At 50.6% G+C, this 21,607-nt stretch carries 23 protein-coding genes, 1 tRNA gene and 1 riboswitch; of the genes, 6 read left to right on the forward strand and 18 right to left on the reverse strand.

The annotated features are described in order from the left end of the window. The 5 genes from F7P81_RS10530 to F7P81_RS10550 form a co-directional block, all read right to left on the reverse strand. Positions 1-924: an ABC transporter permease subunit gene (locus F7P81_RS10530; RefSeq protein WP_022711586.1), complete on the reverse strand. Its 924-nt coding sequence runs from the start codon at positions 922-924 to the stop codon at positions 1-3. Between the two features lie 110 nt (positions 925-1,034). Then, positions 1,035-2,627, reverse strand: a complete 1,593-nt coding sequence (locus F7P81_RS10535) for a peptide ABC transporter substrate-binding protein (protein WP_151159470.1) — start codon at positions 2,625-2,627, stop codon at positions 1,035-1,037. A gap of 465 nt (positions 2,628-3,092) precedes the next feature. Then, positions 3,093-4,238 (reverse strand): CaiB/BaiF CoA transferase family protein, encoded by a 1,146-nt coding sequence (locus F7P81_RS10540; protein WP_374828083.1) that lies wholly within the window; start codon positions 4,236-4,238, stop codon positions 3,093-3,095. Between the two features lie 92 nt (positions 4,239-4,330). After that, complete coding sequence (locus F7P81_RS10545) at positions 4,331-5,509, reverse strand: acyl-CoA dehydrogenase (protein WP_370637861.1); 1,179 nt, start codon at positions 5,507-5,509, stop codon at positions 4,331-4,333. Positions 5,510-5,703: 194 nt separating this feature from the next. Continuing rightward, positions 5,704-6,585 carry a LysR family transcriptional regulator gene (locus F7P81_RS10550; RefSeq protein WP_151159472.1) on the reverse strand — a complete coding sequence of 294 codons (882 nt, stop codon included), beginning with the start codon at positions 6,583-6,585 and terminating at the stop codon, positions 5,704-5,706. Positions 6,586-6,691: 106 nt separating this feature from the next. Between F7P81_RS10550 and F7P81_RS10555 the strand changes: the two genes are divergently transcribed. Next, complete coding sequence (locus F7P81_RS10555) at positions 6,692-7,111, forward strand: CidA/LrgA family protein (protein ID WP_151159473.1); 420 nt, start codon at positions 6,692-6,694, stop codon at positions 7,109-7,111. 8 nt (positions 7,112-7,119) lie between these two features. Further along, positions 7,120-7,821, forward strand: coding sequence for an LrgB family protein (locus F7P81_RS10560; RefSeq protein WP_151159474.1), 702 nt, complete (start codon positions 7,120-7,122; stop codon positions 7,819-7,821). 37 nt (positions 7,822-7,858) lie between these two features. Here the strand turns inward: F7P81_RS10560 and F7P81_RS10565 are convergent, their stop codons facing one another. From F7P81_RS10565 to gcvT, 4 genes are all read right to left on the reverse strand, one after another. Then, on the reverse strand, positions 7,859-9,250 hold the full coding sequence (locus tag F7P81_RS10565; protein WP_151159475.1) for an amino acid permease: 1,392 nt from the start codon (positions 9,248-9,250) through the stop codon (positions 7,859-7,861). Between the two features lie 257 nt (positions 9,251-9,507). Continuing rightward, entirely contained in the window at positions 9,508-12,312 is a 2,805-nt protein-coding gene (gene gcvP, locus F7P81_RS10570) for an aminomethyl-transferring glycine dehydrogenase (protein ID WP_151159476.1), read from the reverse strand. Positions 12,313-12,315: 3 nt separating this feature from the next. Next, entirely contained in the window at positions 12,316-12,684 is a 369-nt protein-coding gene (gcvH, locus tag F7P81_RS10575) for a glycine cleavage system protein GcvH (RefSeq protein ID WP_075656842.1), read from the reverse strand. A 4-nt stretch (positions 12,685-12,688) separates the two neighbouring features. Further along, positions 12,689-13,804, reverse strand: a complete 1,116-nt coding sequence (gene gcvT / locus F7P81_RS10580; RefSeq protein ID WP_151159477.1) for a glycine cleavage system aminomethyltransferase GcvT — start codon at positions 13,802-13,804, stop codon at positions 12,689-12,691. A 147-nt stretch (positions 13,805-13,951) separates the two neighbouring features. Then, positions 13,952-14,037, reverse strand: a riboswitch (glycine riboswitch). Between the two features lie 464 nt (positions 14,038-14,501). Here gcvT and F7P81_RS10585 point away from each other — a divergent pair. Continuing rightward, a tRNA-Phe gene (locus F7P81_RS10585) sits at positions 14,502-14,577 on the forward strand. A 221-nt stretch (positions 14,578-14,798) separates the two neighbouring features. On the opposite strand, the gene F7P81_RS10590 is transcribed toward F7P81_RS10585, so the two are convergent. The 3 genes from F7P81_RS10590 to F7P81_RS10600 are packed head-to-tail and all read right to left on the reverse strand — an operon-like array spanning position 14,799 to position 15,804. Next, on the reverse strand, positions 14,799-14,987 hold the full coding sequence (locus F7P81_RS10590; protein ID WP_084664835.1) for a helix-turn-helix transcriptional regulator: 189 nt from the start codon (positions 14,985-14,987) through the stop codon (positions 14,799-14,801). Next, entirely contained in the window at positions 14,984-15,433 is a 450-nt protein-coding gene (locus F7P81_RS10595) for a hypothetical protein (protein ID WP_151159478.1), read from the reverse strand. Before F7P81_RS10595 ends, F7P81_RS10590 begins: the two co-directional genes overlap by 4 nt. Further along, complete coding sequence (locus F7P81_RS10600) at positions 15,430-15,804, reverse strand: HNH endonuclease (RefSeq protein ID WP_151159479.1); 375 nt, start codon at positions 15,802-15,804, stop codon at positions 15,430-15,432. The genes F7P81_RS10595 and F7P81_RS10600 overlap by 4 nt, the downstream gene beginning before the upstream one ends. A 68-nt stretch (positions 15,805-15,872) precedes the next feature. Here F7P81_RS10600 and F7P81_RS17075 point away from each other — a divergent pair, with 68 nt between their 5' ends. Then, on the forward strand, positions 15,873-16,049 hold the full coding sequence (locus tag F7P81_RS17075) for a hypothetical protein (protein ID WP_022711601.1): 177 nt from the start codon (positions 15,873-15,875) through the stop codon (positions 16,047-16,049). Positions 16,050-16,057: 8 nt separating this feature from the next. On the opposite strand, the gene F7P81_RS10605 is transcribed toward F7P81_RS17075, so the two are convergent. From F7P81_RS10605 to F7P81_RS10620, 4 genes are read right to left on the reverse strand one after another with little or no spacing between them, the layout of a single operon-like run. Continuing rightward, entirely contained in the window at positions 16,058-17,056 is a 999-nt protein-coding gene (locus F7P81_RS10605; protein ID WP_151159480.1) for a recombinase RecT, read from the reverse strand. A gap of 2 nt (positions 17,057-17,058) precedes the next feature. After that, positions 17,059-18,189, reverse strand: a complete 1,131-nt coding sequence (locus F7P81_RS10610) for a PD-(D/E)XK nuclease-like domain-containing protein (RefSeq protein WP_151159481.1) — start codon at positions 18,187-18,189, stop codon at positions 17,059-17,061. Further along, the gene (locus F7P81_RS10615) at positions 18,189-18,401 is read right to left on the reverse strand and encodes a hypothetical protein (RefSeq protein ID WP_022711604.1); all 213 of its coding nucleotides are present in this window, start codon (positions 18,399-18,401) and stop codon (positions 18,189-18,191) included. Before F7P81_RS10615 ends, F7P81_RS10610 begins: the two co-directional genes overlap by 1 nt. 10 nt (positions 18,402-18,411) lie before the next feature. Next, positions 18,412-18,759: a hypothetical protein gene (locus F7P81_RS10620; protein WP_151159482.1), complete on the reverse strand. Its 348-nt coding sequence runs from the start codon at positions 18,757-18,759 to the stop codon at positions 18,412-18,414. 438 nt (positions 18,760-19,197) lie between these two features. Here F7P81_RS10620 and F7P81_RS17080 point away from each other — a divergent pair, with 438 nt between their 5' ends. Beyond that, positions 19,198-19,371, forward strand: a complete 174-nt coding sequence (locus tag F7P81_RS17080) for a hypothetical protein (RefSeq protein ID WP_170265248.1) — start codon at positions 19,198-19,200, stop codon at positions 19,369-19,371. On the opposite strand, the gene F7P81_RS10625 is transcribed toward F7P81_RS17080, so the two are convergent. Next, entirely contained in the window at positions 19,365-20,288 is a 924-nt protein-coding gene (locus F7P81_RS10625; RefSeq protein ID WP_151159483.1) for a DUF2806 domain-containing protein, read from the reverse strand. The two genes, F7P81_RS17080 and F7P81_RS10625, sit on opposite strands and share 7 nt — an antisense overlap. A gap of 17 nt (positions 20,289-20,305) precedes the next feature. Further along, a complete protein-coding gene (locus tag F7P81_RS10630; RefSeq protein ID WP_246176100.1) occupies positions 20,306-21,175 on the reverse strand; it encodes a S24 family peptidase in 870 nt (289 codons plus the stop codon). 25 nt (positions 21,176-21,200) lie between these two features. Between F7P81_RS10630 and F7P81_RS10635 the strand changes: the two genes are divergently transcribed. Further along, positions 21,201-21,398 carry a transcriptional regulator gene (locus F7P81_RS10635; protein ID WP_151159484.1) on the forward strand — a complete coding sequence of 66 codons (198 nt, stop codon included), beginning with the start codon at positions 21,201-21,203 and terminating at the stop codon, positions 21,396-21,398. Positions 21,399-21,607 lie beyond the last annotated feature (209 nt).

The raw sequence follows: 21,607 nt of genomic DNA on the forward strand, positions 1-21,607 counted from the left end.
TCAGTCATAGCGCACCCGCGGATCAAGATAAGCATAGATCAGGTCAACAACGAGGTTGAACAGCACGACAAAGACCGAGATGACGACAACAGTGCCCATCACCAATGTATAGTCGCGCCCCAATGCGCCTTGTACGAAATAGCGACCGATACCCGGAATACCGAAAATGGTTTCCACAACGACCGAACCGGTGAGCAAAGCTGCAGCTGTCGGCCCCAGATAGGAGACAGCAGGCAGAAGAGCGGCACGCAATGCATGAACGCCGACGACAATGCGGGCAGGCAGACCATAGGCACGGGCGGTGCGCACATGGTTGGCACGCAGGGCTTCAATGGTTGAGCCGCGCACTAAGCGGGCAATCACCGCCACTTGCGGTAGCGCCAGTGTGGTGATCGGCAAAATCCAATAGGTGAAATTGGCGGAAGACCAGCCACCGGCAGGCACCCAGCCGAGAATAACGCCGAAGAACAGGCTGAGCAGCGGTGCGACAACGAAATTGGGGGTGGTGATGCCGAATGTTGCAACGGCAACAATGGTATAATCCAGCCATGAATTCTGGCGCAAGGCGGCAAGCGCGCCGAGCAATGTGCCGAGAATGGCTGCAAGTGTGAGAGCCAGACCACCGAGCATGATGGAAACCGGCAGGCCGGAAGCGAACAGATCATTGACCGTAAAGTCACGGCGGGCAAAGCTCGGGCCCAGATCACCCTGAAGCAGATTGCCTAAATAAATCAGATATTGCTGCCATAAAGGCGCATCCATATTATAGGCTTTTTTCAGGTTTTCGAGGATCAGCGGATCAATCGGGCGCTCAAGATCAAACGGGCCGCCCGGAACAAGCCGGATCATGAAGAAGGTCAGCGTGATGATAATAAATATCGTCGGGATCGCGCTGGCCAGCCGCCGCAGCGTATAGCTCAACATATAATTTTCCTGACTGCAGCCTTCATAAAAATAATGGCTGCGGCAAAATTAAAATAGTTTGATATGCAACAGGCTGCATAGGTGAATATGCAGCCTGCCAGTAAAAATACTTACTGTTTGAGCGACAGCCAGCGGGTTGCATGTGCATCCATCAGATTGTCATACCAGCCTTCGATATTTTCGGAGACCAGAGCGCGTGATGAATAATACAGCACCGGAATAACGGCTGTTTCTTTGAGCAACAGACGTTCCGCATCGGCAAGAATTTCCGCGCGGGCTTTAAGATCTGTTGTGGCTTCAGCTTTAGCCATTAGAGCATCGTAGTCTTTGTTCTTCCACTTGGAATAGTTAAAGCTGACGTCACTCTGGGTCAGGAACAGGAAGTTCTGCGGATCATTATAATCGCCGATCCAGCCTGCGCGGGCGATGTCAAAAGGACCATCTTCACGCAGGAAGTTGAAATAGGTAGCGCCTTCGGTTTCATTGAGCGTGGCTTTGATGCCGATATTGCTCAGCATATCCGCAATCGCGGCCATTGTGTTCTTGTGGTTCTCGGATGTGTTATAGAGCAGTTCGATTGACAAGCTGCCCGGCTCAACACCGGCTTCTTTCAAAAGCTCTTTAGCTTTATCTTCACGTTCCAGCATGTCTTTGTCGGCATATTCAGCCTTCACACCGCCTTCAACATAATTGGCAATGCCCGGAGGAACCACGGAATAGGCCGGAAGCATTGTGCCCTGCCAGACCTGTTCTGCCATGAATTCACGGTCAATCGCCATGGAGATGGCTTCACGAACACGCGGGTCTTTCAGTTTACTGTCGGCAACTTTACCTTTAACCGGCAGATAATAGGAGCCGAGATAAGGGGCAATACGGAATTCTTTAGCCAGTTTGCTCTTCACATAGTCCATCTGTTCGGACGGAACGTCGGAGCAGACCTGCACTTCTTTGGCTTCAAAGCGACGCATGCAGCTGGCGCGGTCTTCGAAAGGAATCCAGTTCACAACATCGATCTTGACCTGATCGGCGTCATAGAAGTTCGGATTCTTCTTCATGACGATTTTGTCGTTTGGTGTAAAGCTGACCAGCTGATAAGCACCATTGGTGACCATTTTGCCCGGCGTTGTGAATTTATCACCGTTTTCTTCAACGCTTTTCTTGTTCATCGGCAGACCGGTCTGATGGGTCAGCAGCTCAAGGAAATACGGTGTCGGGCCTTTCAGCGTAATTTTGAGGGTCAGATCATCGACCGCTTCAACGCCCAGATCTTCAAGTGGTTTCTTACCACCAACCACATCTTCAGCGTTTTTAATCGGGAACAGCATGCTGGCATAACCGGCAGCAGTTTTAGGATCCATAATGCGGCGGAATGTGAACAGGAAATCACCGGCAGTTACCGGATCGCCATTCGACCATTTGGCATCGTCACGCAGGTGGAATGTGTAAACCAGACCGTCTTCGGAAATATCCCAGGACTTGGCGGTGGCAGCAACAGCTTCGCCTTTGGCGCTCTGACGGACAAGACCGTCATAGAGATCGGCCATGATGCGGCCTTCGGAAACGGTGGATGTGCGGTGATGATCCAATGTTGCCGGATCTGTGTCGTTACCACGGTTCAGAACGACTTCGGCAGATGCCACACCGGCAAAAGCGCCGGTCAGTGTGAGTGCGCAGACACCTGCGAGCAAAATTTTACGATACATATAACCCTCCCTGTTAAAGTACTGAGACGGATTCTAGTATGAGTTTTTCAGGCAGAGTCAAACATCTATTTTAAGTTCTCAGCCGTGCGCCTTTAGTCGAAGGAGATTATTTTAAAACAAAAGAGAAACTTTGTTATTTCTAGCAATATTATTGGCTAATTCTAAAATTTTATTACAAAGAACGAAACTAAAACAAATTGCCAGAAAATCATATTATTCAATGGGATAAAATATTTTATCAACACTGATAATTTAAGTAAAATACAATAAATATGGCTGATGAAAAAAAATTGCCTTTATGTGGATAAAAACCCCGCCATTTTAGCGGGCAAGACCTTCATTCTGAAGGCAAATCAGCCAAATCACGAGTCAGTTTTGTAACAGCAATATGTCGGCATCTGATTTATCATACGATCAGCCAATAAAAAGGCCGCTGAAAGCGGCCTTCTGAAATACTGTTTTTGACTATTTTTGAGCGTTCAATTCTGCCAGAATTTCCTCTGTATGCTCACCTAAACGCGGGGAACGCAGGCCGGTTTTCAGCTCTGCATTGGAGAATTTCAGCGGCGTGCGCAGTCCCGGAACCCCCTGATTATCCACCCGCATCTGACGGGCGATGAATTGCGGATCACTGAACACATCGGCAATGGTATTGATCGGCCCTGCTGGTACAGCGAGATTTTCCAGTGCGGCCAACAGATCATCGCGCAACCATACAGATGTTTTTGCTTCAAGCTGAGCTGTCAGTTCATCACGGTTTTGTACGCGAGCCGCATTGGTGCGGAATTTCTCATCCTCAGCCAGTTCCGACAGCTCCAGCAAACCTGCCAGTTTGGCGAATTGGCCGTCATTACCGCAGGCGATGATGAAATAGCCGTCTTTCACCGGCAATGTCTGATAAGGCGCAATATTCGGATGCGCATTGCCGAGACGTTTCGGCGCTATGCCGGAAGCGAGGAAATTCATTGCCTGATTGGCGAGAACGCCGGTCATGCAATCAAACAGCGACATATCAATATGCTGACCGAGACCTGTTACCTGACGATGCAGCAGCGCTGACTGAATACCGATGACACCGTAAAGACCGGTGATAATATCGACCAATGCCACGCCGATTTTCTGCGGCTCGCCTTTCGGGTCGCCGGTAATATCCATAATGCCGCTCATGCCCTGAATCATGAAATCATAACCGGCACGCGCTGCATAAGGCCCGTCATGACCGAAACCGGTGACGGAGCAATAGATCAGACGCGAATTGATTTCCTTCAGGGTTTCATAATCAAGGCCGTATTTTTTTAGGCCGCCGAGTTTGAAATTCTCGATGACAATATCGGCATCTTTGATGAGTTTGAGAACGGTTTCACGCCCTGCATCTTCACGAAAATCGCAGGTGATCGAGCGTTTACCGCGATTGCAGGCATGATAATAGGCGGCTGACTGTTCCGCACCGTCGTCAATATAAGGCGGACCCCATTTGCGGGTATCATCACCCTCAGGGCTTTCTACTTTAATGACATCGGCACCGAGATCCGCCAATGTCTGACCGATCCACGGCCCTGCAAGAATACGTGCCAGTTCAACGACTTTAATGCCTTCCAACGGCGCCTGCATCAGATTTGCTCCGGATATGAAAAACCCGCTTCCATCAGCTATGCCGCTGAAAAATCAGCGCCATACGGAGGGAAGCGGGCGATTATCAGTTATTAAAAGAATGCCTGAAGACCGGTCTGCGCACGGCCGAGGATCAGCGCGTGAACGTCATGGGTACCTTCATAGGTATTCACTGTTTCCAGATTCTGCGAATGACGCATCACGTGATATTCGATCTGAATACCGTTGCCGCCATGCATGTCGCGAGCCTGACGGGCGATGTCGAGCGCTTTACCGCAATTGTTGCGCTTCATCAGCGAAATCATTTCCGGTGCAAATTTATGGTCATCCATCAGACGGCCAACGCGCAGCGAGCCCTGAAGGCCGAGCGTGATTTCTGTCTGCATGTCAGCCAGCTTTTTCTGGAAAAGCTGTGTCTGCGCCAGCGGGCGGTTAAACTGCTTGCGATCCAGGCCATATTGCAGCGCACGGTGCCAGCAATCTTCTGCCGCACCGAGAACACCCCAGGAAATACCATAGCGGGCGCGGTTGAGGCAGCCGAACGGACCTTTAAGACCGGAAACATTTGGCAGCAGCGCATCTTCGCCGACTTCCACGCCGTCCATCACGATTTCACCGGTGACGGAAGCACGCAGGGAAAGCTTGCCGCCGATTTTCGGCGCGCTCAGACCTTTCATGCCTTTTTCAAGCACAAAACCGCGGATCTGATTGTCATGGGCAACGGATTTCGCCCAGACGACGAACACATCGGCGATCGGGGAGTTGGAAATCCACATTTTCGAGCCGTGCAGCTTGTAGCCGGTCGCGGTTTTTTCCGCGCGGGTTTTCATGCCTGCAGGATCAGAACCGGCATCAGGCTCGGTCAGGCCAAAGCAGCCGATCAGCTCGCCGGACACCAGACCCGGCAGATATTTGTCTTTCTGCTCTTCCGAACCATAGGCAAAAATCGGGTAGATCACGAGTGAGGACTGCACGCTCATCATCGAACGATAGCCGGAGTCAATGCGCTCTACTTCACGGGCAACAAGACCATAGGAAACATAATTGGCTTCCGCCGCGCCGTATTTTTCCGGCAATGTCACACCGAGCAGACCGGCCTGACCCATCAGACGGAACAGTTCAGGCTGCACAGCTTCTTCAAGATAGGCTTCTTCAATGCGCGGCAGCAGTTCGCTCTTGGCAAAAGCCGCAGCGGAATCGCGGATCATGCGTTCATCATCAGACAACTGATCATCGAGCAGGAACGGATCGCTCCATGAAAATTTTGTCATGTCACTCATTTACTATCTCCCGAAAAATTTGGCTCATTCTCAGACGACTACCCCAAAACTGCAAACCCTTATTTGCACTTTAGTCATGAATTCTGCGCATCAACTCGGCAATGCCCAGCTTGGATATGTGCGGTTTTATCAGGCTGTTCGGGAGAAACGAGCCTGAATTTCCTGACAATAATGCCTGTCAGCCCTTATCCGTGCTGAAAACGCGCTGCCAGTTCCAGCCATGCACGCGCCGCATGAGGCAGATAAGCGCCGCGCCGCCAGACCCACGCCATGTCCCATGAAAGATCCGGCTCGGTGAGGGTAATATGGCGGACACCGTCGCGCACCCGTTGTTCGGCAATCAGACGCGGGAGAAAGCCGATACCAAGCCCTGCATAAACCAGCTCGATGATGAAATTAATCTGGCTGGAGCGTGCGGCAATGGACGGCGTGAAGCCCTGACTGCGACAGGCATTCAGAATAATCGGATTGAGTGCAAAGGCACTGTCAAACAGGATAAACGGCATATCCTGTAATTGTTTCAAGGCAATAATGGGCTGATCGGCCAGCGGGTGCGAAGCGGGGATCAGCACATCAATCGGCTCTTTGCGGACATTCTGCCAGTCAAATTCATCAGGCGCAGGCAAGAGGGAGGCACCAAGATCCACTTCGCCGTCGCGCACCATATCTTCGAGTTTTTTACTGCCATGTTCAACAAGATGAATATCAATACCGGGATAAAGACGACGGTAAATCGCAAACATCGGTGCGAACAGCGCGTCACTGCCGATTGGCGGTAATCCGAGCCGCAGCATGCCCTTGGTCAGCCCCTGTAATTCTGCCAGTTCGGTTTTCAGATCATCCTGTTCTGCCAGTATACGCAGAGCGCGTTGGAATACTACTTCTCCTGCATCGGTCATCACTGATTTATGACCGTTACGGTCGAGCAGGGTCACGCCAAGTTCGTCTTCAAGCTGACGCACGGCTTTGCTGACAGCTGATTGCGTGAGGAAAACAGTCTTGGCAGCCTGTGTGAAACCGCCTTGGCGGACAACCTCGGCGAATATCCGTAATGTACGCAGTTCCATTACTATTCCATCTGGGACTTATTTCTATTCAATCAATTCATTTTTATCATGAATTGGGTTGGCGTATAAAGGGGAAAATTAATTTGCATGAAAAGAGTGCCATAAAATGTCTCCAGCTCAAATGTCGGGAGGAGTCCGCCATTGGGTACAAAACAGCCGGATCGGCCAGATCGCTTTGATCGCCGGTTTCTGGGCTTTGGGGGAGGGTATCGCCAGAATAACGCATCTGCCTGTGCCGGGCAGTGTCATCGGCTTGTTCCTGTTATTCATACTTTTGATGACCGGCGGTATGAACCTGCTGACCGTGCGCCGTGGTGCGCAATGGTATCTGGCAGAAATGCTGCTGTTCTTTATCCCTGCAGTTCTTGCCGTACTCGATCACCATGAGTTTTTCGGTCTGCTGGGTCTGAAAATTCTCGCGGTTATTTTGCTGGGCACGGTCATTGTTATGATCTCCACCGCATTGGCGGTTGAAGCGGGTTTGCGTCTGAGCCGCTATTTGCAAAAGATGAGACATTCATCATGAGCGGGATCATGGACTATCTCACCCCCGCACTCGGAATGATGGTGCTGTGGTCTGCGGCAACGATCCTGTTCTATCTGCTGGCGAAAAAGCTTTACCGTCGCTGGCCGCGTGTATGGTTTTCACCGCTCATTGCCGCACCGGTTTTGCTGATTGCGGCGGTGCTGCTGATGCGCACCAGCTATGCGGAATATAATAGCGCAACACACTGGCTGGTGATGTTGCTCGGCCCTGCAACCGTTGCTTTTGCGGTGCCGATTTATGAACAACGGGCAGTCATCCGGCAATATTGGCCGGTTCTGTTGTTTGGTGTGCTGGTCGGCAGTTCTGTTGCCATTCTCTCGGCATGGGGGCTGGCTTCGCTGCTCAGTCTTGATGGCAGTCTGCGGCTCAGTCTGATCCCGCGTTCTGTGACTTCGCCTTTTGCCATGGCTTTGTCGGAAGATATTGGCGGTATCCCTAATCTGACGGCTTTGTTTGTGGTGGTGACCGGCGTCATCGGTGCAGCACTCGGCGATACAATCCTGCGTTTTCTGCCATTGAAATCCGGCCTTGCCCGGGGTGCTCTGTTCGGCATGGGCGCGCATGGTGCAGGTGTGGCCAAAGCCCAGCAACTGGGTAAGGAAGAAGGCACGATCGCCGGTCTGGTGATGGTGCTGGTCGGTCTGGTCAATGTCTTTGCCGCACCGCTGATACGCTGGATTTTGTTGTAATAAAAAAGGCCACTCTGACGAGTGGCCTTTTCAGTCTTTATGCGCTTTTCTTACGCATGAAGAAATAAATCACGCCGAGCAGGACAAACCATACCGGTGTAATCAGCAGTGCCTGTGCCGTGTCAGCCTGCTGCGCCAAAGCCCAGAGAATGAAGGCAAAAAACGCAAACACCATAATGATGGCTGCATAACCGCCCGGCATCTTGAAGTTTGATTTCGCATGGAGATCAGGGCGCTTACGGCGATATTGCACATAAGATGCTAGAATGATCGACCAGACAAAGATAAACAGCAGTGCTGAAATCGTGGTCACAATGGTGAAAGCTTCAATAATGCTCTGTCCTGCGTAAAGCAGCACAACACCTGCGAGCAGGAATGTGCAGGAGAAGAACAGCGCATTGACCGGCACATGACGGTGGTTCAGCTTGCCCAGTGTTTTTGGTGCCAGAGCATAGCTTGCCAGACCAAAAATCATACGCGATGTCGAGTAAATACCGGAATTGGCGCTGGAAGCTGCAGAGGTCAGTACCACGAAATTCACCACATGCGCGGCAATGCCGAGGCCTGCGAGCGAGAACATGGCGACAAACGGACTGCTCGACGGGTCAACTTGGTTCCAAGGCATCACAGTCATAATTACAAAGAGCGAACCGAGATAGAACAGCACAATACGCACAGGGATCGAGTTGATCGCCTTTGGCAGATTGCGCTCCGGATTTTCGGTTTCAGCAGCGGCGGTACCAACAAGCTCAATACCGACAAAAGCGAAAACCGCGATCTGGAAACCGGCAACAAAACCGAAGAAGCCATTCGGGAAGAAGCCGCCCTGATCCCACAAATGGGTAATGGAAGCCGCAGTACCGTTTGGTGACACATAGCCGGAACTGAGCATGACAACGCCGGTAATAATCAGCGCAACAATGGCAACAATCTTAATCAGCGCGAACCAGAATTCGATTTCACCGAAATTGCGTACATTCGGCAAATTCAGTGCAACCAGTACGACGATCAGGCCGAGTGCGGGAATCCACAAGGCCAGCTCAGGGAACCAGAATGACATATAACCGGCAACGGCGACCACATCGGCAATACCGGTAACAATCCAGCACAGCCAATAGGTCCAGCCGGTAAAAAACTGCGCCCATGATCCGAGATAATCACCGGCAAAGTCGGCGAAGGAACGGTAATTCAGATTGGACAGTAACAGCTCGCCCAAAGCGCGCATTACGAAAAACAGCATGAAGCCGATAATCGCATAGACCAGCAGGATTGACGGGCCTGCGAGCGAAATTGTTTTGCCCGAGCCCATGAAAAGGCCGGTACCAATAGCACCGCCGATGGCGATCAGCTGCAAATGGCGGTTTTTGAGATTACGGGCAAGATGCGGCTCTTCCTCTTGGGAATGCGGGTGCCCCGATGCAGTATCCATTCAGTATGCCTCACAATTCATCTGCCAGCGGATTTTCCCTCCTGAAATCCAAGAAAATACACTGGTTAGTTTTCTGCATGCTTCGTCGGTGCAGGATGATTCCACAGCACCGGCAAACACCCTGAGCGCTTACTCCCCCCGCTTTAAGAGGGGAAGTAAAATTTGCATGAGGTTAGACTAATGTCGCATAAGGCGGTGCCGTGGTTTGTCGGACAAAAGAAAAAGCCCTGATTTTCATCAGGGCCTTTCTGATTGTTTTAGTCTGTATAAGCATCCATCGGCGGGCAGGAGCAAACCAGATTGCGGTCGCCGCCTACGTTGTCGATGCGCGATACCGGAGCCCAATATTTGGAAGCCGGATCCATATTTTTCGCAGGGAAGGCTGCTTCCTTACGGGAATACGGATGTTTCCAGTCGTCGAGCATGGTGTCTGCAACGGTGTGCGGTGCATTGGCCAGCGGATTGTCATCCTGCGGCCACTCACCGGCTTCGACCTTAGCCGCTTCCTTGGCGATGGAGATCATAGCGTCGCAAAGACGATCCACTTCAGCCTTGGATTCGGATTCGGTCGGTTCAACCATCAGCGTACCGGCAACCGGCCATGACATGGTCGGGGCGTGGAAACCGTAATCGATCAGACGCTTGGCAACATCTTCAACGGTCACACCGGCTTTGTCTTTCAACACGCGGGTGTCAACGATGCACTCATGCGCAACGCGATTGTTCGCACCGGTATAAAGGATCGGATAATGATCCTTCAGGCGCTCAGCAATGTAGTTGGCATTGAGAATGGCCACTTCCGTTGCATTTTTCAAACCGGCGCCGCCCATCATACGGATATACATCCATGTGATAACGAGGATAGACGCACTGCCGAATGGTGCAGCGGAAACCGCATTGTCGCTGCCTGCGTTCACGTGACCTGGCAGGAATGGTGCCAGATGTGCGCCAACGCCGATCGGGCCGATGCCCGGGCCGCCGCCGCCATGCGGAATGCAGAAAGTTTTATGCAGGTTCATGTGGCAAACGTCAGCACCGATATCGGCCGGACGTGCCAGACCAACGAGTGCATTGAGGTTCGCACCGTCGAAGTAAACCTGACCACCATTCGCGTGAATGATTGTGCAGATTTCACGGATGGTTTCTTCAAACACACCGTGTGTGGACGGATAGGTGATCATCAGCGCCGACAGTGTATCGCGATACTGTTCTGCCTTGGCTTTCAGATCGGCCACATCAATGTCACCGTCTTCAAGACAGTTAACGACAACCACTTTCATGCCTGCCATCTGCGCACTGGCCGGATTGGTACCGTGTGCGGAAGACGGGATAAGGCAGATATTGCGGTTCTCATCGCCATTGGCGCGGTGATAGCGGCGGATTGCCAGAAGACCAGCATATTCGCCCTGACTACCGGCATTCGGCTGCAGAGATACAGCGTCAAAACCGGTCACTTCGCAAAGCCATGCTTCGAGATTGTCGGTCAGAACCTTGTAGCCTTCCAGATGCGCCTGTGGTGCAAAAGGATGCAGACCACCGACGGTCGGCCATGAGACCGGCATCATTTCAGCAGCAGCATTCAGCTTCATGGTGCAGGAGCCGAGCGGGATCATCGCACGGTCAAGCGCCAGATCTTTGTCTGCCAGCTTGCGCAGGAAACGCATCATTTCGGTTTCTGAACGATAGCTGTGGAATGCAGCCTGTGTCAGGAAATGTTCGTCACGCGGCGCATCAGGCAACAGACGGGTTGCTTTTTCAACAGGCTTTGCACCAAACAATGCAACCAGAACCAGATAATCATCTTCCAGCGAGGTTTCATCGAAAGTGACAGACACAGTATCAGCATCAATGACGCGGATCAGGCGGTCGCCTGCCAGAGCCTTGTCTGCATAATCCTGAGCTTTGCCTTTAACAGTTACAGTCACTGTATCAAACAGCTGTTCACCGGCCAGTTCAAAACCGGCAGCTTTCAGTGAGGCTGCAAAGCGGGCAGTGATCGCATGAACGGCATCAGCAATAGCCTGCAGGCCTTTCGGGCCGTGCCAAATTGCATAAGATGCAGCCATATTGGCCAGCAGTGCCTGAGCGGTACAGATATTCGATGTCGCTTTATCGCGGCGAATATGCTGTTCGCGGGTCTGCAGTGCCAGACGATAGGCCGGACGGCCATGCGCATCGAGCGACTGACCGACAATACGGCCCGGAATGATACGGGTGAGGTTTTCTTTCACGCCGAGATAAGCAGCGTGAGGACCACCATTGCCCATTGGCACGCCGTAGCGTTGCATTGAACCGACAGCAATATCGGCACCCCATGAGCCCGGAGACTGCGTGATGGTCAGCGCCAGAGGATCGGCAACGGCCACAACCAGAGCACCGGTCTGTTTGGCGCTGGCGATAATACGGGTGAAATCACCGTAAACGCCGCGTGTATCCGGCCAAGGGATGATCACCGCAGCGGTTGTGGTATCCACTTCGCCGCCAACTTCAATGATCATGCCATGCGGTTCCGCACGGGTGTTCAGAACATCCAGTGTCTGCGGGTGCAATTCACCGGCAATCACCATTTTCGGACGTTTTTCACGGTGATGGCGATAGGCAATGCCGACAGCTTCAGCAACAGCAGTTGCTTCATCCAGCAGCGATGCACAGGCAACCGGCAGGCCGGTCAGTTCTGTCACCAGTGTCTGGAAGTTGAACAGTAGCTCAAGGCGACCCTGACTGATTTCAGCCTGATACGGTGTATAGGCTGTGTACCATGCCGGATTTTCGAACAGGTTACGCTGAATGACCGGCGGCACATGGGTGCCGTGATAGCCCGCACCGTAGAAGCTTTTGGCAACTACGTTGCGCCCCATAATGCCGGACAGTTCACTCAGAGCTGCGGCTTCATCAAGCGGAGCAGGCAGGTTGAGTGCGCGGTCAAGACGAATTGACTGCGGCACTGCCTGACTGATGAGGGCGTCCAGCGACGGCAGACCAAGCGCCGACAGCATTTCCTGCTGTTCACTGGCGCGAGGGCCGATATGGCGCTCTACAAACGGAAGAGATGATGATGCCATGATTTAGCCAACCAGTGCCTGATAACCGGCAGCGTCGAGCAGACCTTCGAGCTGACCTGCATCGGAGATTTTCATCTTCCACAGCCAGCCTTCGCCTTCTGCCGCGCTGTTGACGAGCGCTGGATTGCCATTGAGTTCTTCGTTGATTTCAATGACTTCACCGTTAAGCGGTGCATACACATCGGACGCAGCTTTCACAGACTCAACCACAACAATGGCTTCGCCTTTTTCCACAACGCGTTCAACTTCAGGCAGTTCTACGAAAACGAGGTCGCCGAGCTGTTCCTGAGCGTGGTTGGTGATGCCGACAGTTGCAATGTCGCCTTCAACGCTGAGCCATTCATGATCTTCGGTAAAAAAGATTTTAGGCATGCGATTATCCTTTGTGATAGCGAGGTTGGGTAAATGGAAGTGTATGGACGTCTACAGGCACTTTATTGCCGCGGACTTCCGCAAAAAGACGTGTGCCCGGTTCTTTCAGATCGGCTCTGACATAACCCATGGCAACAGGGAAACCGGCTGAAGGGCCGAAGCCGCCGGAGGTGATTTCACCGACTTCGCTGCCGGCTTCATCAAACAGTTTGGTACCGGCGCGAACCGGCTGACGGCCTTCAGGCTTGATGCCAACGCGGCGCTTTTCAGGGCCGTTAGCAATCAGTTCCAGAACTTTAGCGGCGGCAGGGAAGGCGGCGGTTTCGCGCACAGCTTTGGTGATTGCCCATGTCAGACCGGCAGAAACCGGATCAATGGTTTCAGTGATGTCCTGACCATGCAGGCAGAGACCGGCTTCGAGACGCAGGCTGTCGCGGGCGGCAAGGCCGATCCATGCAACGCGGGAATCGCCCAGCAGAGATTTCGCCAGTGCCTGTGCATCGCTGAGCGGTGCGGCAATTTCAAAACCGTCTTCACCGGTATAACCGGAGCGGGTAACGAACCAGCCCTGCTTAGGCTCAAAACCATGCATGAATTTCAGCTCGTTAACGCTGAAACCAAGATCAGATGCGAGGCTTTTCATAACATCAGCGGCCTGCGGGCCCTGAATGGCCAGCAATACGCGGTCAAGCGGCGTAACAGTGCAGTTCAGCGCGCTTGCTGCTTTCTGGAAATGCGCAATATCAATATCGGCATTACCGGCATTGGCAACAATCATGAAACGTTCGTCACCCAGACGGGTTACGATCAGGTCATCAATGATGCCTGCGTCATTATTCATCAGGAATGTATATTTCGACTGGCCTTCATTGAGTTTGGTGACATCAATCGGGCACAGCTTTGCAAACAAAGCGGCAGCATCGCTGCCTGAAACTTCAATGAGTTTCATATGTGAGATGTCGAACAGACCAGCCTGTTCACGTGTATGAACATGCTCTTTCATCACGCCAAGCGGATAAGTCAGCGGCATGTTCCAACCGGCAAAGCCGCCGAAACGGGCACCGGATGCAATATGTAATTCTTCCAGCGGAAGCGTTTTTAAAGAAGATGTATCGCCCATTTTTCACTCCAGAGACACACGTCCGCCTTCCGCAAAAGCGGAAAGCCATGATGTACCCCTCTGTCGGAAGCCTGAGAGACTCGCAAGCCTGTTGAGGCTTACTTACACCTTCGGCGCGGGGTTTCCCCCGACTTTCCAGAGTTGCCTTGCTTTTCTGCGGTTCTTGGTACCTGAGAGATTTCGGGCGATTTCCCCTTCGGTGGCCGTTACCGGCACTCTCCCGCAGACAAACAGGAATCAGGATATGATCCTCTCCTCGACATGCGTGCCTTTTATCGCAGCTGGCTGGTGAAGTCATCTGGAATTATTATAATGCGGCTCTTTGCGCAGTGATTGAATGTCGCGTCTTTTGAAAACGCGGTTTTGGCAGCGACACAGAATGCACAATATAAGACGTATGGAATTTTCTGCACTGTCAAAACAACGGGCGAGAATTTTCAACAGGTGGATTCGGGTGATTCACATCTGTTTTTCATCTGCCAAGCAGCGGATTTGTGTGATTTTGAGTTGAGTGCGGGAGTTTTCAAAAGAAAATATCCTTTAAAAATCAAGGAAAATCGGGCTTTTTGAAAATAATTGCCGGTTCGCTGCATAATTTCTGTTCAGGGTGCTGGACAGGCAAAAATTTAATGCTATAAAGCGCTCACATCAGACGGACACCAACACCGTCACGCTGGCCAGACAGGCTTGCAGGGATGCCCGGATAGCTCAGTTGGTAGAGCAGCGGATTGAAAATCCGCGTGTCGGCGGTTCAAATCCGTCTCCGGGCACCACTTAAAAATCCAACAAAATCAAATAATTATAGCAATAACAATAACGATGATCGTACTGTTTACGTGTTGCATTGTGTTACATGCCAAAACGCGCATTTCTAGGGTTTTCAACATGTTACAAATTACTCCATGCAACACGGATGCAACATATTGAAGCGTTAAAGCCGCCTATCATGGCGGCTTTGTTATTTTGTCGGGTCAGCTATTTTGGTTGACATGAATCACACTGCTTCTTGTTGAGCAATCCAGTTAATAATTGTGGATTTTCGCGCGCAGAGTAAGTCACCGGCTTTAAAGTGGGGGAATGAGCCCTTCGCACATAGATGATAAATTGTTCGCTCAGGAAAGCCGCTGAACTTACTAATCGACTTTGCGCCAATTAAAATGTCGTTTGATAGATTTTCAGTCAATCCTTCCCTCCTTCCGGTACGAGTGGTGTGGCGTTGAAAACTTGGCGCTTCAACTCTCGGATTTCCCGCCTTAGCCGGATGATATTGGGTTCAGGGGTTGCAATTTTGGATTGCTCTTGTTTGTCTTCAGCCTTCAATAGCCCTATCTGAACAATCAGCTCATCCCTTGTCATACGGCTGTGCCCCCCAATAGCCGAATCTGATAATGATTGCGCTGTAGGATTCTTATTTTTGAGGTGCTTCCTGTGTCTGAAAGCCGATATGATATGAAGCAAGATGTGAATGGTACTTGGGCTATTATTGATAGAGCTACCGGATTCATAACCATGGTAGATGGCTCTCTGCAGGTTGGTCTTGATAGAGACGCCGCCGACGGTATGGTTGATTTGCTTAATAAGCTTGATCGGGAGCTGATGGGCAGCAGTAAACATTAAACTATCTGTCATTGCATGCGCTCCTGTGGCTGGATTGGCTCGTATAGTGAGCGACGCTTCTGAACGATTTTTGTGAGTGCTGGCCTTGGTTGCTTCCGGCCTGCCAGTGCAGACTTTGCTCGTAGAGCGCCGCTGGCCTTGTCACGCTGCCGATCAGATTTTCTGATGCGCCGAATATCGTCAGCCGTCTTTTCAAGATGGCAGACACGGCAGAGCAGGCGACCATTGGCAACTGTTGCCTCGCCACCAAGAGCACAAGGTAAAATGTGATCGACTTCGCCTTCACCGGCTTTTAGTTTGGCCGAGCAATTTTCACATTTGCCGTCTGCACGGGCTTTGATCAGTCCTTTGATCTTGCGGGTGAATTCTATGCGCTTCGTCATTTTTAACACCACAAAAATTGGAACGTATTTGTCTTTTGTGGGTTGAGTTTTTGAGAAGGAGCAAATTTATGACACACCCAAAAACTACTGGTAAGAACAAAACTACGATTCTGAATATTGAGACCGTGGAAGAGCCTGCAAATAGTACTTTGAATAAGGAGGGGCAAATTCCTCCCAAAGGACCAAAGGTTGAGAAGCGACTGAAAGAAGCGGTGAATGCCCTTGATGCCCCGACGAAGAAGTAGGTGTTTGCTCATAGCATCACCTCGGTTTCATCAATCTGGGCGATGCCACAGGCATGCTTGATCGCATCCGCAACTTCCATTTCTTGCTTGCACACTGCTTTAAAGTGCATGGCGATTGTTCCCGCTTTCTGATTGGCATACTCAGAAAGAGGATATCCGCCTGCTAGAAAAGCGTTGCATGTCATGCCGATTACAGCCGGGTCATCACCGACGGCGGCCTTTAAGCGAGTAATCAGCTCCCGCAGTGAAGCCTTGTCCTGATCGGTTAAATGATCAATTACGCTGGAATTGTCGAGGGTGGTGGCTGATGGGGACTGCTCACCACCCTCTGTACCGGCATCGGACAGGGGAGTATCTGCCGGTATTTCTTGTTCTGTTGTTTCATTGAGTATTTCACCATCAACAGTAGCTGTTTCTGCTGTGGCGATTGGTTCGTCCGACAGCGGGTCTGCAATCACTGTTTTGACCGGCGGGGATACATCTTTCATCCGGTCATATTCGTCTGGCTCCATGATGCCCGAAAAGCCAAATGCATAACGGGCAGCCTGAATTGCAGCTTTATGGCGAAGCATACGGTTAGGCCATTTCTTCCACGGATCAGTTTGGCGGAAGCATTCAGACATGTATTCGATTACGGATACCGGTCGTGCACGGTCTTTGCGGTAAATGCGGCATTCAACTGAGTACAGTTTCCCATCATCGCCGTTGCTGTCCTGAAACTCCATGCCGTCGAATTGCGGGTGCGAATTGATCAGGTTCATCCAGCCGTCAATCGAAACGATAGGCTGAATGCCGCCGCGATCAGGAAAGGCATAAATCTCTTTGGTGAGAGGATTGAGCTTGTATTCCTTGGCGACCATCAGGAAGGCTGCAAATTGCTCGTTTGAGCAATCACCTTTGATTACCGTTGCTTTGATAGCTGAAACGAACTCTGTAGGCTCCATGTCGTAACGGGATGCCATGCTATCCACGAGGGAGCGTTTTTGTGCTGGTACGATCTGGTTCATAATTACGATCCCGTCATAAGGCGCTGCTGGTACCAAACCGGCAGGTCAGTTTCGTCTAATTCTTCAAGTGGAGTGGACGGCACCCATGCTGTTTCAGTGCCGAATTCGGCCAGATAGGTGCGGTAATTATCGACCGCCTGCGCGATCATGCTTCGTGCATAACTGAACAGCGGATTGCCAGGGGAGAGCTTGATGCCGTGCGAGATAGGAGCGCCGTCTTTCTGCCAAAAGACAAAGACGAATGCGAAAACCTCATTTGCCGCGACCTTCGCCAGCCATTCCGGATCATAGGAGCCGAACACGCGACCTTCATTCAGTAGGCGTTTAAGCTGGCGGCGGCCTTCGGTGTAATGCTCTGCGGAAATGATGTAATCATAACTCGCAACAGCATCGCAGCAGGCTTTGGTGAATTCCTTGTCGGTGCGATTGGCAATGGATTTCAGGTCGGTAATCGCATTCAGCTTGAGATAGTCAAACCGCGCTTTGAACCGTACACCGTCAGCAGTCCAGAATACGGACACTTCGGGCTGACCACCTTCAAAGGCATTGGACAGTGTTGTGTTCGCCTTGATGAAAGCCGATGCAGCAAGGATTTTTGCATAGTCCTTAAACTTGATAAGCTCTTTGCCGGATTTTTGTGCGAGAATGAGTACTTCATCAAATATCGCAGGGCAGTCAGGAAATTGTTTGGCTCGAGCTATTAACTCTGCTTTTGAGCCTGATTTGGATGCCTTTTTTTTAGATAGAAAATCGCGCAGATCATCGGCAGTTTTCAAGCAGCCCTGATAATTGTCAGAGATTGGTTCTGGTGCGTATTTAGCAATAAACTTATCTCGACCTTCCAAAACACATAGGTGCAACTGCCGGCCGAAGATTTTAGCAGGCGTATCGTCGTTTTCTTCACGTGCCGGATTCATCCAGCTTTCCCACCAGAAGTCAGGCGCATTGCCGACAAGCTTTTTCAGACCGGTTGAACCAAGTGCTTTATCTGTATGATACACGGCATCGGACATGCCAAAGTAAATTCCATCCGGATGCTCAATGAAGCCTGCTTTATCAGCGGCTTTCTGCACGACCTTGACAGACAGGTCACTAATCGACTGAAACTCGTCACAATCAATCTTGATATCCATCACGCGGCCTCCAATCGGCGCGAATCTGCGGCTTGCAATTCGGCTTCAAGTTCAGCGCAGAGCTGCGTCAGGCGTTCGATTTCGACATGAGCGGTAATCAGAGCCTGCTTGGAATCTTCCTGAACAACCTCGACAACGCGCTCCAGTGCAAGTTTGGTGTTGCCCTGATCCCAATAGGCGTCCCAGACGCGATCCATGATTGGTGCGGTCATAGTCACCACCTCACAGAGCTACTTGAGCGAATGAGCGCTCATGGGCTGCAAATTCACGGTTTGAACGGCGCTCAGCTGCAACGATGTTCCCGAAGCTGACGGAATGGCGAAGCCACAACGGTGGGTTGTCCAGAACATCGCCAATGAAATGCAAAGACACTTCATCGGTAATGTCAGACACGCGCATTGTCTGCTCGTCGAACCGGTAAATCTCAATGGCATCGTAGTCACCAGCCGCCTTGATAACGTCCGCATAGGTTGCGCCATTGATCAGACGGGGATCGGCATATTCGTAACCGGAGAATGTCGGGACTTTGAGCATGATGCGCTCGGCGGCATTCAGAGCAATCTTGTTCATTTCATAAAACCCCATCGTGAAAAGCAGATCAGCCTGTGGGCTTCTTCGTGCTGTTGATAGGGTTATGAAAGCATAACTTTCATTTTCATGCAAGTGAAAAGAAAGTATTGCTTTCAATTCGGACGAGAGGTATGCCTTTGATGCTTTCAATGAAAGTGGCGACGAGGGTGCAATTTCCTTTGCTGGTGCAGCCACAAGCGCGGGGGTCGAAAGTCCTACGGTGCTGCCAGAAACAGAGGACGAACTGCTGAGAGGCGTTCTAGCATCTGTCCCATTACCGGCTCCGGCCTTCAGGACATGCTACAGATTCCCCTACCTCTGGGAGGACTTTTGTCTTTCTGGGGGTAGGGGGGTCTTTAGCTCGAACCCTTACCTCACCATCCTTCATAACTAAGAAAAACAATAGCTTAAGTGTTTTAATGTAAAAGGAACTAGCGAATGAGTTTAATGGATACTGCCTATAAAATTTATAGAGCTTATAGATTGTATATGATTTGTCGCAATGTTGAGAAAATTGCATACTCTGCTGCTGCAATTAAAGAGCTAGACTTAGTAATTGCAGCAGAGGAAATAAATAAAATTTTAAGGCGTACCGTTGAGCGAGACTATTGATTGATGATCTGAATTTCGCTCACTGACTTGGAAATTACCTCTCCCATAAAGTCTTGAATAAATTGATCGTCTCTTTTTTTAGTGGCCAAAGAAAATACTTCTTTCCCAGAGGGGGTTAGTAGCCAGCAGGAAATGTGCAATTCCTTGACTATCTTCCCAACAATAACAGTATTATTGGGTTTAATTACAACTGGTGAAACTTCAAGGTTTGGGTACAGGCCGTAAAAATATGAATGCCCAGAGGAGATTATACCAAGAGATGATAATCTGAATAAATCATCATATGGTTCCCCTCTGTTGTTGGCTTGTAATTTTGGTATGTAAGTACCCTCTACTACCCATCCGCTAATTTTTTCAATTAACTTAGCAAAATTTGTATCCATCATTGACATGATTTGTAATGTGGAGAACGAAAAACTGCCGGGCTTTTTTATCTCTCCTGCGAGTATAGCAGCCCAATGCTTTTGCATTCTTTCACTGGTCGCCTTGCTCGCATAATCGACAAAAATATTCATCCAGTCGTCTTCTGGCGGAGGAGTGTTATCTGGGACTGTTTGATCTTCGAGAAGTAGCAGGGTTTCTTGCGCTACCTTTTCTCGGTTTGACTGCTCTCGAATACCTTTTATCGCGGTATAATCTAAAGTTCTCTCTATTAATTTCGGGTCATTAATACCCACTTTTACTGCAGCATCTGTATATGCGGCGAGTGTTTTAGACCGAGCTTCTGTAGTGTCGCGGATGCTTTGTGATAACTGCTCCCCTTTGGCCTTGCCTGCATCAAGAAAAGCGCTACCCACATCGGCAGCGCCAGTAACAAGTTGAGATATAGCTCGAACCGCACCTGGGATTTTTAAGTAATCAAAATTAGCGAGGACATGATACCATTTGTTTTCAGTTGGTTCGAGATCGTTAGCCATTGCTCGGTTATCCTTTGTTACTTCCGTGCGATATGTCCACAAATGCGCCCAATTATCGTCAGTTTATCCAGCTCAACTGAAAAGGTTTCAAGGATTGGATTATCCGAAATGATTTTCACCTGTTTCGGGTCGCTGAACGGTACCTTTTGTAATCGCTTGATCTGCGGTGGCTCATCGTCATAGCTAATCGCATAGACGGTATCCGCGCTCATCGTATCCTGTGACAGATCAACAATTACACGATCGCCAGGCAGATATGTCGGCTGCATTGAATCGCCGATCACTTCCATAATGGTGCTGTGGCGCGGTGATGCTTTGATTTCATCCTGTAGGTAATCAACCGGAATAAGCCATTCGCGGATCACCTTGTGGCCGGATACACTGTTATCGCCAACAGGCAGATTTATTACTTCACCAATCGTACCATTTCCAGCACCGAGCTTTACATCAAGCTCAGGTATCGCGCCCGAGGTGTGCGGTTTCCAGTGTTCACGGGTATAGCCGTTACCGGACTGCACATCATCATCTGGGTCAAAGCTGGAGACGAGGCGAGGCTTGGATGGTTTGTCCTCTGAAGGCTCTGCCTTGGAACTATTGCTCGGCAATTGGCCGCGTCCTGTAGCAATCCACTCTACTGGTTGATTGAGAATGACTGCCATTTTTTGAATGTTTTCGAACTTGATACCTTTGCCGAGTTCCCAGTTGCCAACTGCGCCTCTTGTTACGCCTAAGAGGCGCGCAAAAGCTTCCTGTGAAAGTCCTAAACTTTCACTTCGTAGAGCTTTGATGCGCTGACCTATCGCGGTGGAATCTAAGTGTTCTTCTTTCATCTGGAGACTATGCCTTTCGAAAGAATAACTTTCATCGAAAGAAATGCTTGCAATCATATGAAAGAAATGCTTTCATATATGTATGGAACAGATTTGTGAATTTGCGAAACAAAAGGCTGGCGGCTCAACGGCATTAGCGAAGGCTCTTGGTGGGATAACTCCGCAGGCCGTTTCGCAATGGAAGCGCGTTCCCGCTGATAGAACCATTGAAGTCGAGAAAATTACGGGTGTTAGCCGTCATGATCTTCGGCCGGATATATTTGGTTGTGCAGCCGCTTAACACAGATTCCATGTCTAATTTGCTTCCCCCGCTTAACTGACATGGAAAAGGGCTGGCGCGACAACTCCTCCCATCGCGCCAGCCCCACAGAGTAGTCCCTCAAAACTGGTCTGAATAATTATCATCCAGTGCGAACGGGTCATTAGAATTGGCGGGTTTCAGGCGATTACCGTCTCCTTTTTCCCACCAGTAAATCCCGCAAGTCCGGA

Origin of the sequence: Pseudochrobactrum saccharolyticum, assembly GCF_008801715.1 — a bacterium.
GTDB classification, from domain to species: Bacteria; Pseudomonadota; Alphaproteobacteria; order Rhizobiales; family Rhizobiaceae; genus Pseudochrobactrum; species Pseudochrobactrum saccharolyticum.

What these genes read in the sequence shown, in the direction of transcription:
- F7P81_RS10565 (WP_151159475.1), bottom strand. Translation starts at nt 9,250, where the DNA reads ATGGATACTGCATCGGGGCACCCGCATTCCCAAGAGGAAGAGCCGCAT.
- F7P81_RS17080 (WP_170265248.1), top strand. Translation starts at nt 19,198, where the DNA reads ATGAGTTTAATGGATACTGCCTATAAAATTTATAGAGCTTATAGATTG.
- gcvT (WP_151159477.1), bottom strand. Translation starts at nt 13,804, where the DNA reads ATGGGCGATACATCTTCTTTAAAAACGCTTCCGCTGGAAGAATTACAT.
- F7P81_RS10610 (WP_151159481.1), bottom strand. Translation starts at nt 18,189, where the DNA reads ATGGATATCAAGATTGATTGTGACGAGTTTCAGTCGATTAGTGACCTG.
- gcvP (WP_151159476.1), bottom strand. Translation starts at nt 12,312, where the DNA reads ATGGCATCATCATCTCTTCCGTTTGTAGAGCGCCATATCGGCCCTCGC.
- F7P81_RS10605 (WP_151159480.1), bottom strand. Translation starts at nt 17,056, where the DNA reads ATGAACCAGATCGTACCAGCACAAAAACGCTCCCTCGTGGATAGCATG.
- F7P81_RS10550 (WP_151159472.1), bottom strand. Translation starts at nt 6,585, where the DNA reads ATGGAACTGCGTACATTACGGATATTCGCCGAGGTTGTCCGCCAAGGC.
- F7P81_RS10560 (WP_151159474.1), top strand. Translation starts at nt 7,120, where the DNA reads ATGGACTATCTCACCCCCGCACTCGGAATGATGGTGCTGTGGTCTGCG.
- F7P81_RS10530 (WP_022711586.1), bottom strand. Translation starts at nt 924, where the DNA reads ATGTTGAGCTATACGCTGCGGCGGCTGGCCAGCGCGATCCCGACGATA.
- F7P81_RS10635 (WP_151159484.1), top strand. Translation starts at nt 21,201, where the DNA reads ATGGAACAGATTTGTGAATTTGCGAAACAAAAGGCTGGCGGCTCAACG.
- F7P81_RS10535 (WP_151159470.1), bottom strand. Translation starts at nt 2,627, where the DNA reads ATGTATCGTAAAATTTTGCTCGCAGGTGTCTGCGCACTCACACTGACC.
- F7P81_RS10540 (WP_374828083.1), bottom strand. Translation starts at nt 4,238, where the DNA reads ATGCAGGCGCCGTTGGAAGGCATTAAAGTCGTTGAACTGGCACGTATT.
- F7P81_RS10545 (WP_370637861.1), bottom strand. Translation starts at nt 5,509, where the DNA reads ATGACAAAATTTTCATGGAGCGATCCGTTCCTGCTCGATGATCAGTTG.
- F7P81_RS10620 (WP_151159482.1), bottom strand. Translation starts at nt 18,759, where the DNA reads ATGAACAAGATTGCTCTGAATGCCGCCGAGCGCATCATGCTCAAAGTC.
- F7P81_RS10600 (WP_151159479.1), bottom strand. Translation starts at nt 15,804, where the DNA reads ATGACGAAGCGCATAGAATTCACCCGCAAGATCAAAGGACTGATCAAA.
- gcvH (WP_075656842.1), bottom strand. Translation starts at nt 12,684, where the DNA reads ATGCCTAAAATCTTTTTTACCGAAGATCATGAATGGCTCAGCGTTGAA.
- F7P81_RS10625 (WP_151159483.1), bottom strand. Translation starts at nt 20,288, where the DNA reads ATGGCTAACGATCTCGAACCAACTGAAAACAAATGGTATCATGTCCTC.
- F7P81_RS10615 (WP_022711604.1), bottom strand. Translation starts at nt 18,401, where the DNA reads ATGACCGCACCAATCATGGATCGCGTCTGGGACGCCTATTGGGATCAG.
- F7P81_RS17075 (WP_022711601.1), top strand. Translation starts at nt 15,873, where the DNA reads ATGACACACCCAAAAACTACTGGTAAGAACAAAACTACGATTCTGAAT.
- F7P81_RS10630 (WP_246176100.1), bottom strand. Translation starts at nt 21,175, where the DNA reads ATGATTGCAAGCATTTCTTTCGATGAAAGTTATTCTTTCGAAAGGCAT.
- F7P81_RS10555 (WP_151159473.1), top strand. Translation starts at nt 6,692, where the DNA reads ATGTCTCCAGCTCAAATGTCGGGAGGAGTCCGCCATTGGGTACAAAAC.
- F7P81_RS10595 (WP_151159478.1), bottom strand. Translation starts at nt 15,433, where the DNA reads ATGACAGATAGTTTAATGTTTACTGCTGCCCATCAGCTCCCGATCAAG.